This window comes from Granulicella sp. S156 (assembly GCF_009766105.1).
In the GTDB taxonomy this organism is placed as follows: domain Bacteria; phylum Acidobacteriota; class Terriglobia; order Terriglobales; family Acidobacteriaceae; genus Granulicella.
Window position 1 is genome coordinate 182536 of record NZ_LMUH01000020.1, and the last position, 16478, is coordinate 199013.

General features: G+C 55.3%; 11 protein-coding genes and 1 tRNA gene. 9 read left to right on the forward strand and 3 right to left on the reverse strand.

All coding sequences use genetic code 11. From position 1 onward, the window contains the following. Positions 1 to 129 precede the first annotated feature (129 nt). The 5 genes from GSQ91_RS15445 to GSQ91_RS15465 all read left to right on the forward strand — a co-directional run bounded on the left by GSQ91_RS15445 (position 130) and on the right by GSQ91_RS15465 (position 5735). Positions 130 to 1626, forward strand: a complete 1497-nt coding sequence (locus GSQ91_RS15445) for a glycoside hydrolase family 32 protein (protein ID WP_158822658.1) — start codon at positions 130 to 132, stop codon at positions 1624 to 1626. Between the two features lie 72 nt (positions 1627 to 1698). Beyond that, positions 1699 to 2103 carry a hypothetical protein gene (locus tag GSQ91_RS15450; RefSeq protein ID WP_158822659.1) on the forward strand — a complete coding sequence of 135 codons (405 nt, stop codon included), beginning with the start codon at positions 1699 to 1701 and terminating at the stop codon, positions 2101 to 2103. A 111-nt stretch (positions 2104 to 2214) separates the two neighbouring features. Further along, a complete protein-coding gene (locus GSQ91_RS15455) occupies positions 2215 to 3846 on the forward strand; it encodes a carboxypeptidase-like regulatory domain-containing protein (protein WP_158822660.1) in 1632 nt (543 codons plus the stop codon). After that, positions 3843 to 5594 (forward strand): carboxypeptidase-like regulatory domain-containing protein, encoded by a 1752-nt coding sequence (locus GSQ91_RS15460; protein WP_158822661.1) that lies wholly within the window; start codon positions 3843 to 3845, stop codon positions 5592 to 5594. Before GSQ91_RS15455 ends, GSQ91_RS15460 begins: the two co-directional genes overlap by 4 nt. Before the next feature lie 53 nt (positions 5595 to 5647). Beyond that, positions 5648 to 5735 (forward strand) — tRNA-Ser (locus tag GSQ91_RS15465). A 497-nt stretch (positions 5736 to 6232) separates the two neighbouring features. Here the strand turns inward: GSQ91_RS15465 and GSQ91_RS26275 are convergent. After that, positions 6233 to 6679 carry a MarR family winged helix-turn-helix transcriptional regulator gene (locus GSQ91_RS26275; protein ID WP_371417117.1) on the reverse strand — a complete coding sequence of 149 codons (447 nt, stop codon included), beginning with the start codon at positions 6677 to 6679 and terminating at the stop codon, positions 6233 to 6235. Between the two features lie 550 nt (positions 6680 to 7229). On the opposite strand from GSQ91_RS26275, the gene GSQ91_RS15470 reads away from it, so the two are divergent. The 3 genes from GSQ91_RS15470 to GSQ91_RS15480 are packed head-to-tail and all read left to right on the forward strand — an operon-like array spanning position 7230 to position 13140. Beyond that, entirely contained in the window at positions 7230 to 10412 is a 3183-nt protein-coding gene (locus GSQ91_RS15470) for an efflux RND transporter permease subunit (RefSeq protein ID WP_158822662.1), read from the forward strand. Positions 10413 to 10414: 2 nt separating this feature from the next. Beyond that, a complete protein-coding gene (locus GSQ91_RS15475; protein ID WP_158822663.1) occupies positions 10415 to 11671 on the forward strand; it encodes an efflux RND transporter periplasmic adaptor subunit in 1257 nt (418 codons plus the stop codon). A gap of 17 nt (positions 11672 to 11688) precedes the next feature. Beyond that, entirely contained in the window at positions 11689 to 13140 is a 1452-nt protein-coding gene (locus tag GSQ91_RS15480; protein ID WP_158822664.1) for an efflux transporter outer membrane subunit, read from the forward strand. Positions 13141 to 13381: 241 nt separating this feature from the next. Here the strand turns inward: GSQ91_RS15480 and GSQ91_RS15485 are convergent, their stop codons facing one another. Further along, positions 13382 to 14266, reverse strand: coding sequence for a hypothetical protein (locus tag GSQ91_RS15485; RefSeq protein ID WP_158822665.1), 885 nt, complete (start codon positions 14264 to 14266; stop codon positions 13382 to 13384). Next, positions 14260 to 14826: a deoxynucleoside kinase gene (locus GSQ91_RS15490; RefSeq protein ID WP_158822666.1), complete on the reverse strand. Its 567-nt coding sequence runs from the start codon at positions 14824 to 14826 to the stop codon at positions 14260 to 14262. The genes GSQ91_RS15485 and GSQ91_RS15490 overlap by 7 nt, the downstream gene beginning before the upstream one ends. A 543-nt stretch (positions 14827 to 15369) precedes the next feature. On the opposite strand from GSQ91_RS15490, the gene GSQ91_RS15495 reads away from it, so the two are divergent. Next, complete coding sequence (locus tag GSQ91_RS15495; protein ID WP_158822667.1) at positions 15370 to 16455, forward strand: mechanosensitive ion channel family protein; 1086 nt, start codon at positions 15370 to 15372, stop codon at positions 16453 to 16455. The last annotated feature ends 23 nt before the right edge of the window (positions 16456 to 16478 follow it).

The following is a 16478-nucleotide window of genomic DNA, read 5'->3' on the forward strand; positions in this document are numbered from 1 at the left end:
CGATACCGTATATCCCTCGTTTTTCTCGTCGCCCTGTTCCTCTCTGCCTCCACCATACTTTTCGCTCAAGAAAGAACCATAGACATCTCGAAACACTACCTGAATATTCCGGTGGCTCGAGCTAGTGAAATGCACGTGTTTCAAATCACAGTCGATGGGATTCGGAAACGGGAATTTCCCGTGCAGTTGGCGGAACAGGACCCCGACTATTGGATCTTTATCGATGTCAGCGAATTCAAAGGACAGACCATCAAGCTTTCAGGCCCAGCCTCGCACTCTGCGCTGGACAGTATTTATCAGGCTGACACGATTGAAGGTGCTGACTCCCTGTACAGAGAGCGCAATCGGCCTCAGTTCCACTTTACGGTCAAGCGGGGTTGGAGCAACGACGTTAACGGACCCATCTTCTACAAAGGGCAGTACCACCTTTTCTGGCAGGCCTTTCCGTTTGGCACCACCTGGGATACCGGGTTCATGTATTGGGGACATGCCGTAAGCAAAGATCTTATCCACTGGCAGGAGTTGGCTCCTGCGCTCATGCTCGACCAGCTCGGTTCCCCTTGGTCCGGTAGCAGTTTGGTTGACCACAATAACGATGGTGGATGGGGGAAAGATGCATTGGTGCTCGTTTATACGGCCTTCGACCGCAAATCGCAGAAACAAGTACAGTGCATCGCCTACAGCACGGATAACGGAGTTAGCTTCACCCGCTATGCCGGCAATCCGATTGTGGACAGCAACCGCGAGGTAGGCTCGAACGACACGCGAGACCCCAAGGTCTTCTGGTACGGACCTACCAGGCATTGGGTGATGGCTCTTTTTGAAAAGGATGGAATGTCCTTCTACTCTTCAACAGACCTGAAGGCGTGGACGCGGAAGAGCCACTTCAAGGGGCTGCATGAATGTCCCGATATCTTCGAACTACCCGTCGATGGAGATCCAGGTCACACGAAGTGGATTCTGCATGGAGGCTCGTCGAGTTATTTCATCGGCACCTTTGATGGAGAATCGTTCACCCCTGAATCCCACGAACTTCACTATGCGGAGGGGGCGAACGCTCATGGAGACGATGCTCTCTACGCAGCGCAATCCTTCGCCGAGATGCCTGACGGCAGACGAGTACAAATAGCGTGGGGAAGAATTCAGCCAGAGGGCATGCCTTTCAACCAGATGATGCTGTTCCCCACTGAATTCAAACTGGTGACAACTCGGGATGGTCTCCGCTTGCGCACTACTCCCATTGCTGAGATAGAAAGGCTGCATGGAAAGACGCAGAAACTTTCCTCATTGACAGTTGCCGCGACCAATCAAGCGCTGGACAGAGCTGGACCTGGACCTCTCGACGTGAGACTCAAGCTGACACTCGAGAAAGATGACGAACTAGCTATTAAGTATCAAGGCAATGTGGTCGCTACGGTTCATTCCGCAGATCTCGAGAATGGGCCGGGCTCATTAGAGGTCTTGATCGATAAGGCTGTCGCGGAGATCTTTGTGGGCGAAGGTGCACGCTACATCGTAAGAGAGATACCGACATCCACGGGCGGCCACGGCTTGTCGTTTGGGTTGGGAAAGGATACGAAGGTGATCAATCGCCTTGAGATCTACCCAATGAACTCGATTTGGTAGGCTCAGGAAACACATTGGCTTCCGATCGCTCGCCAGGGTTAAAGTGGCTGCATAAGTAGCAAGCGTATTTCTATGAATGAACACATACTTCTCAGAAGAAAATCCTTTGCGCCGTTGGTGATCCAGCGAGATGGCGCGTTGCTGTATTACCTCCCTGTCGAGAGCGGCCACATGTCGCTCTCGTTTGAGTTTCCAATCTCCCGCGAGCACTATCAGGTCCTTAGCGAGGATGAAGAGCGGTACTATTTCCTGTTCTCCGCGCTTCACCACCCCTTTCAGCTTGCGCAGACGCGGCTCTCAGCCGGTGAAGTGACCGGGTACTTCTCTCTCATCCTCCTTGACGATAAAGCTGAGGTAGAAACGTTCCTTACGCAGAAGGACCGCGAAAGTAATGGCGCGATTTCGAACCTTGTTCAGATCTTCTTTGGCCGCAATGCCAGCGATATGCGGGAGGGCAAATGGTTCTGCCAGGCGTAGGAGTGAAGATGCCACTATCTCCCTCATCGTCGGATGCGTTACATTTCTGCTAGCCGCTTGACACCAATACGCCATTTCATTCGTCTCTAGTTTTGTCAGCCTGCATGAGGTTTGTCCTTGTTCTCTGTCCGCGTCGGTCGATCAACGCACGTTCCTGCAGCTAGCGTTCCAATTTGGCTGTCGCTCCTCGGCTTGATCTGTCTGTTTGGTCTTTGTCGGCCTGTCTCGGCGCAGTCCGGCCAGACCAATCCCGGCCCGGTTACGGTCTCCGGCCAGGTGATCAACTCCACCAGCGGGCAACCTGTCCCCCGCGCCCTGGTGCGGCTTGGTGAACACGTCCAAATGACAAACTATGAAGGACGGTTCGAGTTCGCCCAGGTCACGGATAACGGCACGATCCAGGTCACGAAACCCGGCTTCTCCATGAGCCCCGATCCCTCCAGCTCCACCGCAGTCTACATTCGGACCGATCAAATCACCGGTCCGGTAACGGTCCGCATCTATCCAGAGGCACTCATCACCGTGCAGCTCACAGGGCCGGATGGTGAACCGTTGCAGGGGGTCTCTCTCACCGCCCAGCGCGTCCTATTCGACGGCTCAACGAGTCGCTGGGTGACAGCAGGTGCCGGGCTGACCGATTCGCATGGCAACGCCCGTATTCCCGTTCCGGCTGGAGACTACAGGCTTACCACGCGCTACATCCCCCCGAATAACGATCGTATCGAAGGTATTCTGCCTCTTATAGCTCCAGCACAAACATCAACCAGCTCCTCACCTTTCATTCACCTTCATAGCGGAGAAGAAACCCATCTGGACCTGCATCCCCAGTTGCGCCACACCTATCCCGTCAACCTCCGGATCGAAGGCCTACCCCTCCAGTCCACTCCCAACATCGTCGCTGTGTCGGAAGATGGCTCTCGCATCAACCTCTTTGCCGAGAGGAGTTTGGCCCCGGGAACGCAGCGGATCACTCTTCCGAACGGCACCTATACGCTGAATGCTCGAGCCGGTGATCAGGACGCCCTGGAGATGGCTGAGACCAATGTCACGGTCTCCAATGCAGAGCTCTCGGGAGTAGTCCTCAACTTCATGCCGGTTCCCAGCATCCCGGTCAGCATTTCGGTAGATCCAACAACAGCAACAACGTCCGATAACTCGTCTGCCACCCCTCCAAGCGTGAATCAACTGGGACTCTTCCTGCAAAACCTGCAGGCAGACCCTGAGAGCGGAAGCGGACAGGTCTCTCTGGTAACCCGTAACGGAGGCAGTTTCTTCACCGTTCCCTTCGGTACCTACAGACTCAAGGCCAGGAGTGGAAACCAGTGGTACATAAAGTCCGCCACCTACGGCAATACCGATCTCCTGCAGAATGAGCTTGTCTCTGCTCCCGGAGCGGGAGGAGCCGGGATTCGCCTCGTCGTCTCCAACGACAGCGGGACCGTGCAAGGAACCACCTCACTCGGAAGCACGGCCGCCGGTGCCTGGATCTATATGGTCAGCACCACTCCCAGCCTGACTCCTATCATCAGCATGCGTAGTCGGGATGATGGCAGCTTCAGCAACTCACGTATTCCACCGGGCTCTTACCGCGTGCTCGCCCTGGAGCAACCCCGGCAGATCGACTTCTCCGATCCGGCTGTCGCAGCTCCCTTCAGCGCACGCATGCAGAGCACTACGGTCGAGGTAGGGATGAAAAGCAGCGTGAGTCTTGATATCGTGCCCTTCGCGGAGCTCTACCCATGAGCATGATGCTCCCTAAAGCGCTCGCTTCCCTTCTCCTCCCGATAGCTCTTGTTGCTGGACTCGAGATCGGCTGCCCCTGCCCTGCGCAAGCTCAGGACGCAAAATCTGCAAAGGCCCCCGCGACCTCCGTTTTCCATATCACCGGAACGGTGATCAACAGCGTAACCCGCTCGCCCGTCTCCGGCTGCAAGATGACGGCAACGTCTGCCGGGCGTTCCCAAGGCTCCCGGTCGCCAACCTCCGACGAATTCGCAACCGACGATCAGGGCCGCTTCGACGTTCCCGTCGCCTCAGCCGGTGCGTGGCGGCTGACCGCCCGCGCCCGAGGCTATGTCACCGAGGCGCTGGATACGCATGAGGGCTTCTCCAGCGCCGTCGTCCTCACCTCGACGAGCCCCACGCTCGACGTGGTCTTCCCCCTGATGCCCAACGCCTGGATCTCGGGCACCGTGCTCGACGAGGCCAGCGAACCGATCCGGCAGGCGCGTGTCACGCTTCAGGTCGTAACCTCTCCCGAGAACGATAATGGCCAGGAGAGCCTGACAGCCCGCGGTGCGACCGTGACCGACGACCGCGGTCACTACGAGCTGGCCAATCTGGCTCCCGGAGACTATCGCGTCGGCGTGCAGGCCCAGGTCTGGTACGCTCAGGGCGCCCAGACCTCCCATCCTGACCCCACGTTCGACGTGATCTATCCCGTTACCTGGTTCCCGGGGGTAACAGACCCGGCCTCGGCCTCGACCATTACCCTGCACGGCGGTGACAGCGGCGAGGCCGACTTTCACCTGGTGCCCATGCCCGCCGTGCATCTGCGCCTTCCCTCGCCTGTGCCGTCTGCCGGCACAACGAATGGGCGGCAGATACAGCCTCCCGTCAACTTCCCGCAGATTCTGCCGATTGCCTCCAGTGGTGTCTTTGGAGGGGCGCCGCCGTCCATAACCTCCACCTCGCTGGGCCAGGTCGATACAGGAGGTATCTCCCCCGGTTTGTATCAGGTCAACTGGCCCGATTCCGGCGGCTCCGGCGCACATACCTCGCTCATCCAGATCACGGCCAACTCGTTGCGGTCGCTGGACATCAACTCCGCCTCGGTTGGCGTCCACCTGACGCTCAAGATGGATGGCACGGGGATGCACAATGTTGGCCAGATCACCTTCGTCGATGTCAATAATCCGCTGAACGCCTTTCGTGTCAACGAACTCATGGGGAGCATGCGTGGAGGCCGGTTCAGAGGAAGCGGCGGTGGTGGTGATGCCCCAGGGCGCGAGCCGCATGCCGACCTGGGTATCGATGTCCTGCCCGGCCGCTATCGAGTGGTCCTCTCCGGCGACGGGGACCAGTACCTTACGGGCATCACGGCCACCGGGGCTGAGGCCACCGGCCGTCTCGTCACGGTGCGCGGCGACGCCTCCCTGCTTCTGCATATCGCCAGTGGACGTCCTACGGTCTCAGGTTTTGTACGGTATGAGGGCAAGCCCTCCGTTGGCGCGCAGGTCCTGCTCATCCCCGCGACCTTCGGCGAGCCGGAGAGCCTTACGATTCCGCGCCGCGACCAGAGCAACACAGACGGCAGCTTCGAACTGCCGGAGGTCATTCCGGGCCAGTACATCCTCATCGCTATCGACCACGGCTGGCAGGTGAACTGGAACGATCCGGCAACGCTGCGCATGTATCTGATCCACGGCATTCCTCTCGACCTCCGTTCAGGGGCGAATATCAAGCAGGAGATCCAGGCCCAGGCGCCGTAGTGGAAAGAAACCCACCCCAAATGTGTTAGATTCAGTAAGTCCGGTGCGACCGCGGAGAGATGGCCGAGTGGCTGAAGGCGCACGCTTGGAAAGCGTGTATACCGCAAGGTATCCAGGGTTCGAATCCCTGTCTCTCCGCCATACTTCTTACCTAAACCTAATCGAATCAATCAAGCCGTGCATTCAAAGGTGATGCTATCTATCGACTGGGTGGCTACCGCTTCGCGCGCCCTAAACGCATCAGCTCTCCGCTTTACCTGGCAAACAGGAAGGCTTTGATTTGGTCCTGTAAAAGAATGGCTGCTCCTCGCTAACTTCGGCACCAGTGCGTGTGCGACACCGATGTGAACAATGGGGCTCGTTGCCTGCATCTCGCACTGCGGCTGATATGGTTTGCTCTTGGACCGCATCGTTTTTTTAGTTTTCAGTAGATTCTGCTACGACTTTAGGGAAATTTTAGATCAACAAATACCCCTTTTCATCAGGTTTTATAGGGACATTGTTGGTTTTCAGGATCGACTAAAAGAGCCAATCGCAAATGCCATGCATAGAGGCTCTAGGCTAAGACGCTATTGGCCAGGATGCGAGATAGACGATGGCGAAGTCACTCGGCAATCACATCAAAAACGACTCTTTCTTTACTCCCGTACTGCTTCGGCACAATCGGCGAGTCGATTGAGTTGTTCCATCAATGATCCGTATGCACTTGGACCAAAACTTCGGATTAGGCGGTCCTGAAAATCCTCCCAGCACGCAGCAGCCTTTGTCAGGATCTGTCGGCCTCGCTTTGTAACAGTCGCCGATCTAGAGCGAGCATCAGCCCCTGCGGCCATTACCAGCCATCCGTCTCGAATCATTGGCGCAATCGCTCGGTAGAGAGAAGTCCGATCCATCTCAAGCTCGTGTGCGACCCTCGCGAGAGGCTCCCCTTCTCTTCTCGAGATGCAACCTAGTACAGCTAATTGGGTGATATTGATGCCAGCGCTTTTTAAAGCCTCATCGTAAGTCCGACCAAGAATGCGAGAGAGTTTCTTAACTGTCGTGCAGGCGCAAGGCGTTGATCCAGGAGCATCTGATGTGTACACCTCTCGATTCTATCATTTCCTTCGGAATAATCGAAAGTAGCCATTCATGGGCGGACGGCAGACGCAATCCTTTGTCTTCTGGATATTAGCCATAAGGGATTGATATACAGAGACCCAGCAGTGCCTCACAAATCTTCAAGCTCATAAAAGGCCTCCTGTTCTCTTAAGTACTTCCTCGGAATAAATATCAATGAGACGTATTTAAATAAGATGTATATACATCAGTTGTGATACGATCAGCATTATGTTGATTGCGCGAACACAATCAGTTTTGTACTCGGCATCGACGCTGATTTTTTTCGCTATCGCACTTGCTCTTCAGTCGCTCGCGCTCGGCCGTGCTCTAGCAGCGGCTTTTAGGGCGCTGTTGCATTCATTCGAAAGTGGCTTCTCGGGATACAGGATGTAGGGGCTTCGCATATCAACTCACTACATGTTTAGAAGTCGATGCAACAGCGCCGACTACTTTCATCTCACCCTATAACTCAAGGCATCTTCCATTGATTCGCGACAGACTCAGTGGCCTGGCCTCTGCAGGAGACGCGTTTTTATGTGGATTGTGAAGCTGGCTCTGGATCGTCCCTATACGTTCATCGTGGCATCGATCCTGATTCTATTTCTTGGTTTGTCGTCTACCGCCACGATGCCGGCCGACATCTTTCCCAATATTGATATCCCGATCATCACGGTGGTATACGACTACCGTGGCCTGCCTGCAGAAGAGTTAGAGCAACGTATCACGACGTTCAACGAGTTCATCACCACGACCGTGAACGATGTGAGGTCGGTCGATTCACAGACGATCCGCGGCTATGCCGTGCTCATGATCTACTTCCAGCCGCAAGTTCATATTGATTCGGCGATGGCCCAGGTGGGAGCCGCCGTGCAGTCGATCCGCTTCCGGTTCCCGAGTGGAGTGAACCCGCCCTGGGTACTCCGTTTCAGCGCATCCACCGTGCCGATCTATCAACTCGCGCTTTCCAGTAACACGCTGTCCCAATCAGACCTCTACGACTATGGCATCTACAAGATCCGTACGAAGATTTCGAGCGTCCCCGGCACAATACTCTCCGCGCCTTACGGGGGCGTCGTCCGACAGATCATGGTGGACCTCAACCAGAGAGAACTTCTGGCGAACAAGCTCACTCCGATGGACATCGAGCAGGTCATCAGCAACCAGGATGTGACGATGCCGACAGGAACGATCAAGATCGCTGGCCGTGAGTATGGTTCCATCTTGAACAATAGTCCAACGGATGCTCTGGCCCTGAACGATGTTCCCGTAAAGACCGTCGGACGCTCGGTCATCTTTATGCGGGACGTGGCCCATGTCCGTGACGGCTGGCTGGTGCAGCAAAACGTGGTGCGGGCGAACGGCAAGCCGTCCGTGCTCAACCTGATCTATCGCAACGGCGCAGTGTCCACGCTCTCCATCATCGACGACATCAAGACCAAAATTCTTCCCGGTGTACGGGCTGCCGCTCCAAAGGGAATGAACATTGCGGGTCTGTTCGACCAGTCCATCATTGTTCATGCCGCCATCGCGGGCGTAGTGCGAGAGGGCATCATCGCGTCGCTACTTACGGCCCTTATGATCCTGGTCTTTCTTGGAAGCTGGCGCAGCACCCTGATCGTCGCTATCTCGATCCCGCTATCGATCCTGAGCTCGATTATCGTTCTCAACGCTCTGGGTCAGACGCTGAACACGATGACACTCGGCGGTCTGGCCCTCGCGATCGGCATTTTGGTGGACGATGCGACGGTAACCATCGAAAACATTCACCGCCATATCGGCAAACAGTCTCTGTACGACGCGGTGATGCAGGGAGCTTCGGAGATTGCTACACCTACGTTCGTATCGACGTTGACGATCTGCATCGTCTTTGTGTCCGTGCTCTTCCTCACGGGCCCGGCACGATACTTACTGGTCCCGATGGCGATGGCCGTGGTCTTCGCCATGATCCCGTCCTACGTTTTGTCGCGGACGCTGGTCCCAACGCTGGTTAACTACCTGCTTGCGAATGAAGTGCATGCATCTGAGGATGCTCCGGATCATACGTTAGAAGAAGGTTCGCCGTCGTGGCTGCGTCGCTTCAATGTGGCCTTCAACCGCAGGTATGAGAAGGTTCAGGCGATCTACTCCCAGTGTCTGGAGCGGTTTCTTCTGCATCGGCGTCGTTCCCTCATCTTCAGTACGTGCATTATGCTAAGCGCGCTCCTGATCCTGCCTTTTGTGGGACAGGATTTCTTCCCTACGGTTGATACGGGGCAGTTCCGGCTGCATGTACGGCTCATGCCGGGAACTCGTATCGAAGAGTCCGGCGTGCAGTTCAGCAGAGTGGAAGAACAGATTCGTCATGTTATCCCGGCCAACCAACTCGACCTGATCCTCGACAACATCGGCGTGCCCCAGGACCCATTCAATTTCACCTTCGGTTATACGCCCAACATCGGACCGTTTGATGGCGAGATTCTCGTCTCGCTTAACAGCGAGCATCATTCTAAAACCGACAAGTATATCGAGGAATTACGACGTTCGCTCCCGCGGCAATTTCCGGATATGACGTTTTACTTTGAACCTGCGGATATGATCACGCAGATTCTGAACTTCGGCCTTTCAGCCCCGATTGATGTTCAGGTTCAAGGAACGGATGAGGCAAACAACTATGCTGTCGCGCGTGAGTTGCGTTCCCGTCTGTCCGGGATTCCCGGCGCTGTCGATGTTCATCTCCAACAGGTCGTCAATAGCCCCGCCTTCAAGATTGACGTCGACCGTGTTCGCGCAGCGGAGTTCGGGCTTACGCAGCAGGATGTGGCAAACAGTGCCTTCGTCTCCATGGCCTCAGGCTATGCCGTTGCGCCCAACTTCTGGGTCGACCCGAAGATGCACGTGACGTACACGGTCACGGCGCAGACTCCCCAATATCGTCTCGATTCCCTGAACGCGTTGAAGAACACTCCCATTCCCATCAAGTCCGACCCGAACCGAATGGAACTGCTTGGAAACATGGCAACGATCAAGCCAACGTTTGAGCCGCTTGTGATCAATCATCACAATGTGCAGCGAGTATACGATGTCATGCTCTCGCCGCAGGATACCGATCTGGGGACGATTTCAGCACGCGTGCAGAAGATCGTTGACGAAGAACAGAAGAAACTGGGCCCCGGAAACCTGATCGAGATCCGAGGGCAGGTCGAGAGCATGCACGAAGCCTTCGCGAGGCTTGGCGTCGGACTGGTCTTTGCCGCAGTGCTTGTCTATCTGCTGATCGTCGTGAACTTTCAGAGTTGGCTCGATCCTTTCATCATCATCTGTGCGCTGCCGGGAGGCTTCTGCGGTGTGGTGTGGTCTCTTTACCTAACTCAAACGACCTTCAACGTTCCCAGTCTGATGGGTGCCATCATCACCATCGGAGTTGCTACGGCGAACTCCATCCTGCTGGTTACGATGGCGAAACAGATACATCAAGCGGGCGGGTCGGCATTTTCTTCGGCTGTAGAAGCCGGTGCCACTCGGCTTCGCCCTATTGTAATGACGGCCTTCGCCATGATTGTCGGTATGCTGCCAATGGCGCTCGGCCTTGGTGAAGGCGGCGAGCAGAACGCTCCACTCGCACGCGCTGTCATCGGCGGACTGCTGATCGCAACGCTGGCCACACTTTTCTTCGTACCGCTGATGTACACCCTCATCCACGGACGAAACGAGAACCATCACCAGGAGATTGCCCAGTGACGATGCACCCATCCCATGAAGTAATAACGAAGTCTTCCTCGCCTGAAGCGTCTCGCAACAAGAGGACGGTAGTCCTGTTCGCCGTGGCCGCTCTTCTGCTCTTGGCACTTGGAGCCATTCCTCGCATCTTGAGGGCTCATCGAGCAGACGATGTCGTACATGCAAGCCCTGTGCTCTACCCGGAAGTGCTGGTTGTCCATCCCCAATCGGCCCCCTCGGAAAGTATCTTCTCAATTCCCGGTGATCTTCAGGCTCTCTACACGGCGTCTATCTTCTCTCGAACAAATGGTTATGTAGAAAAGCGTTTTGTCGACATAGGCTCTCACGTAAAGGCAGGTGAACTCCTGGCGCTGGTTTCGGCCCCCGAGGTCGACCGCCAGTTGGACCAGGTACGTGCCTCCGCCACTCAAGCTGATGCCGCTCTGCAGGAGGCAACAGCCTCCTTGCAGCAGGCTGAGGCAAACGTGAACCTGGCCCGCATTACGCGGGACCGCTATGCAAAGCTCCAAGGAACGCGTGCCATAACCCAGCAGTCTTTCGATGAGGCGGATCAGACCTATAACGCACGTGTGGCGGATGTTGCTGCGGCGAAGGCGCATATTAGTGTAGCCAAGGCAAATCTTCAGGCACGCACGGCAGACATGCAACGTACCTCCCAGCTCAAAGGATTCGAGAGAATTGTTGCGCCATTTGAAGGTGTAATCACGGCACGCAATGTGGAGCAGGGTGACCTGGTCAACGATGGGAGCGATAACGGTGCGAAGAGCCTATTTACTGTGGCTCAAAGCGGCAAGCTACGTGTTCAGGCGGAGGTGCCCCAATCTGCCGCGCTCGCGCTCAAAGCAGGCCAGCAAGCCGTGATTACGGCGGATGAGGTGCCTGGCCGAAAGTATCTCGGGACGATTACCCGAACTGCGGAATCGGTCGATACGAACGCCCGCACCATGTTGACCGAAGTACAGGTCGACAATCGTGACGGCTCGTTGCTTCCAGGTATGTACGGACAGGTCACCTTCCATATCCCACAACTCCAACACTCTTTTGTCATTCCTGCAACTGCACTTGTCATCGATAAAAACGGCATGCATGTAGTCACAGTCAGTGCTGATAACAATGTGCATTTTGTCCCGGTTGATATTGGTCAGGACATGGGAGCGAACGTCGAGATTGCGACGGGGCTCCATGGCGGAGAAAGTCTGGTTACAAATCCCAGCGACCTTCTTACGGATGGTGAACAGGTCACCATCGCTCAGCCCTGAGCGAAAGAGAGGATTCCATGAAGAAATGCATCTCATTCCCTGCTTTGCTTCCTATTGCAATCAGTCTCACCGGTTGCATGGTTGGACCGCGCTATCAACGGCCCGCCGCTCCAGTTCCACCGGAGTTCAAAGAGAACTCCGCGATTGCCCCGGGCTGGAAACTGGGAGCGCCCAACGATGTTGCCCTGAAAGGCGATTGGTGGACGCTATATAGAGATCCGCAACTCAACGCGCTTGAGCCACAGGTGGATACTGCCAACCAGGGCCTCAAGATCAGTGAGGCGAACTTTCGCGCTGCGCGTGCTGTTGTTGGTTTTGCCCGTGCTGATCAAGCTCCTACGATTGGAACCTCTCCAAACGCAGGAACGGTGCGCGATTCTGCAAACTCCCCATATTTCGACAAGACGCTTGCAAACAACGGAAGCGGCAATCTCATCCTCCCGCTTGATCTCAACTATGAAGTTGATCTGTGGGGCAGAGTTCGCCGCCAGGTGGCTATGGCGCAAGCAGAGATGCAGGAGAACGCTGCCGATCTGGCAAACGCTCGCCTGAGCCTCCACGCAGAGCTTGCCATGGATTACTTCGGCCTGCGGAGCGCCGATGCACGGGAGAAGCTTCTTGACGATACGATCCATGCCTACCAAGATGCCTACGACCTGACAAAGCAGCGAGTGGACGGGGATCTCGCAGTACAGTCAGATGTCGATCAGGCAGAGGCGCAACTGCATCAAGCACAAGTGCAGCGGAACGACGTCGAGATTCAGCGCTCTCAACTGGAACATGCCATTGCCATCCTTGTGGGCAAACCTCCTGCAATGTTCACTCTTGCGTCCGACCCGGGTGCCATTCACTCTCTTGCAGTTCCACGAGGTCCCGTTGCATTGCCTTCAGCACTATTGGAGCGGCGCCCCGATATTGCCATTCAGGAAAGACAGATGGCGGCGGCGAACGAAGCGATAGGAATTGCGAAGGCCGCCTACTATCCGTCTCTCTCGATCAGTGCTATCGCAGGAATACAGTCGATCTCTCCTGCGGACTGGTTTACGTGGCCTAGCCGTTTCTGGGCCGTAGGCGGAACACTTTCGGAAACGCTCTTCGATGCAGGGCGTCGGCATGCGCGCACGAACCAGGCAGCCGCGAACTACGATGCCTCTGTGGCCAGCTACCGGCAAACGGTTCTGCAGAGCTTTCAGCAGGTGGAAGACACCCTTACCGCTCTCCGTGTCCTCCAGACTGAGTCGGAGAATCAACATGGTGCAACAGCTGCTTCCCTGCGTGCCTTGAAGGCCTTCAAGGAGCGATACGACGGCGGACTCGAGCTCTATCTCCAGGTTGTAGTTGCGCAGACGACAGCTCTGGGTAATCAACGCAATGACATCGACATCATCCAGCGGCAGCTTGATGCAAGTGTCCTGTTGATCAAAGCCCTGGGTGGTGGATGGACCACGCAACAGCTACCAGGCTTTTGAGCCCCGAGGTCCGAGGCGAAACGCGTTCTATAAGTCACCCCGGCCCATCGGCAAACGAAAGGTAGTATATGCATATGAACGAAAAGCCATAGAATCGCGGTTTGCGGGAACGGCACATTCGCCTTATGGCGCTGGGCTCAACGATAGATGTCGGTCTATTCCTGGGTTCGGTCAGCGCCTTGTGACCTTCTCGTCATAGCGCATTTCAGCCCTCATCCAGAAGCTTTCGATCTATTTTCCCTTAGAACCGAGAAGATGTCGACTGCCTCGCCGACGAACTATGGCGCTCGTCGACAGATCGAATCGCCTCTGGAGGAAATAAGTCGGGTCTCAGTTCATAGATACGGTAGAGGAAACCTCTCTCATGAAGGTAGAACCGCGACATGTTGCCGATAAATTTAATGAAAGCCACCACCTCTGGATCCGCTTCCTGGAACGCATTCCTGGCGTTACTGGAGACCACAATGGCGCACGGGGCGTCGAGATCGATGCACCAAAGCATCGTCGACCGCAGCTGTTTGCGCCGTTGGTCTGACGAAAAAAAATAACTGTTCTTCTTATCCTCTGTGTTATAGATGATTCTCGGATGCGAGCTTGGTTCACTGAAGAGCTTCGTCACTTCGTATTTGTTTTCCAAATACCAATGGGAATTGCGCTCTCTGATCTCCATACTTTTGGCAGTGCTCTCGTGGTTTGAATCGAAGTGTGCAAAGAGTAGTGGCTGGTCGCGATCGATAAAAATAGAGAGTTCAAAGTGCGATCCGGGTAACCACTCGTGAAGAAATTCTTCCGCGAACCTCAAAATCTCAGTGAGAATATATTGGCGCGTGGCGTAGTCGTCCAGTCCAGCATGTATATCTTTCTCTAACAGGCGGTATCGATCGGACGAAAACCGGTCCAACTTGCTGAAGGAAATGACATCCTCTGGCTCTCTAGAGACCACTGTTAGAAAGGCCTTCCAGGTGGCGTACAGAACCGTCAAATTCAGCACGCCCGTAACTGCTTTGCCGACGGTAAAGCCCATCGCAATCATGGAATAGCAGAGATATACTTCAAGACCGACGCAGGCAGCCGTGAAGACGCAAAAGAGAACAAACGCTGTTGAGCGTTCTATGGATTTCAGCACGAGGAGATCTCCGAAAATAACTTCGCCATTGTTCTTTCGCTTAACCGTGTCGTGTCGAGTTCCAGAACCTCTCCACTTCGATTCTGGAGCCACTCCGTGTACAAAGACATCTGTTCTTTGAGGTTGTCGATAATGAGACCGGGGCCCGCTAGATTCAGCATGCGTCTACGAAGGACATCCTGGCCCGAAGTAACAGTGACGATCAAATCAGGCTCAGGAATCTGAGCCTGGAGATTTTTTCCGAGTTGAGCCAGCCTATCGAATTGCTCCGTTGTCAGCAAGCCCGCTCGCATGTGCATCTTGCAGAACACCTCGATATCTTCATCGATACTGCGATCGAATGCTATCTTGGGATTGCCTGAGACTTTACGCCATCCATCGTATCTGGCTTGCATGATGTGGCGCTGTAAGGGCTCGCAATATACAGTCGGTTCGGAGATGAATGCCTTGAACAACTCCTCGGGCACGTCTTCCTCGACGATCGAATACCCGCTCGTACGCAAGGAACGAGCCAGCGAAGTCTTGCCTGCGCCTGTAGGTCCTGAAAGCCAAATCATCATCTGCGGTACCCAAACATCTTTAGTCTGCGATCACATCCGTCACCAGCGGAGGGAGTGAGCGAACGTAGTCTATGGTTGATCATCCTAAGACTTCTGCACGGGCCCAATAGTGAATGTAACAATTCTGAGGCATGGCAGGCGTCAGACAAGCCCATCTCCTCAGACGCGCATTCATGGCCTGAGGCCACTGGCCTTCGTTGTAGTGGAACATTTTGTTCAGATTCATACGCTTTGTTCTAACGTTCCCTTTGGGTATACGCACTGGGCGGCTCATTAGATTCAACGACACAGACACACGGCCAACCGCAGACTACGGTACCTATTTTTGCTTAGACTCAGGCCTGGGCCGTTCGACTCAATCTCCATGAGAACTCCTGTCTCATGCCCAAATTGAAGATTGCGAGCAGTTCCGGAGATGCTCGGCCAGACGATGGAACGTCATCGAGGCGCTCCTTTTCAATAACTAGCATCCAACTTCTTGCAGGCGATCCTTGTACATGGGACGCGGCGTCAATCAGCAGCGCTTGGGGATTAGAGCACAGCATGACTTATCACTTTCATCACGACTGGTTCTTCGCGATCTTCCTCTTTTGCACTGCCTTGGTCTTTGCCAATGTCATTCATTTTGTGCTCTTTCGCCTTCTTCGTCGCAAGGAAGCGAAGGAAGCCCATCTAGGATGGGGGCTTCAACGCCATCTTGGCGCACCTTCACGCGCTGTCTTCTTCATTACCTGCGTGCTCATCGCTCTTCCTGTGGTTCCGCGCTTGCCCGACAAACTGCAGGACCTACTCAACCAGATCTTCGTCATGGCGCTCATCGCTGTGCTTGGCTGGTTTGCGGTTGGATGTGTCTATGTTCTGCAAAATGTCTTCCTTCGCCGCTACGATCTCGCCGCCGAGAACAACATCCAGGCCCGCCGTGTCCATACCCAGTTCCAGCTCTTCCGTCGCATGGTCATTAGTTTTGTCATCGTTATCGACTTAGGTGCGCTGCTTTGGAGCTTCCACGATCCGCGCATCTGGCATTACGGCACCGGACTGCTCGCCTCCGCCGGTGTCGCCTCGCTGATCCTCGCTACCGCTGCTAAATCCACCGCCGCCAATTTTCTCGCCGGCCTGCAAATCGCCATCACCGAGCCCATTCGCATCGACGATGTAGTCGTCGTGCAAGGCGAGTGGGGACGCATCGAAGAGATCACCTCCGCCTACGTCGTCATCAAGATCTGGGACCTGCGCCGCCTGATCGTTCCGCTCAGCTACTTCATCGAGAACTCCTTCCAGAACTGGAGCCGCGAGCAGACCGATATCATGGGTACTGCCTTCCTCTACGTCGACTACTCCGTCCCCGTCGAGGAGCTTCGAGTCGAGCTCGACCGCATTGTCCATGCCTCACCGCTTTGGGACCAAAAGGTCTGCGGCCTGCAGGTAACCAACCTCTCGGAGCGCACTATGGAGCTGCGCTGCCTGATGAGCAGCCACAACTCCAGCCAGAACTTCGATCTCCGTTGTCTTGTCCGAGAGAAGATGACTGCCTTCCTCCAGAAGAACTATCCGGATGCCTTCCCCACGACGCGCTTTTCAGATCTGTCCAACAGCCCGGTAGATTCATCTGCGGCTCAGCCTAGCTGAGTTCGTGAAAACGATTGAGCGAT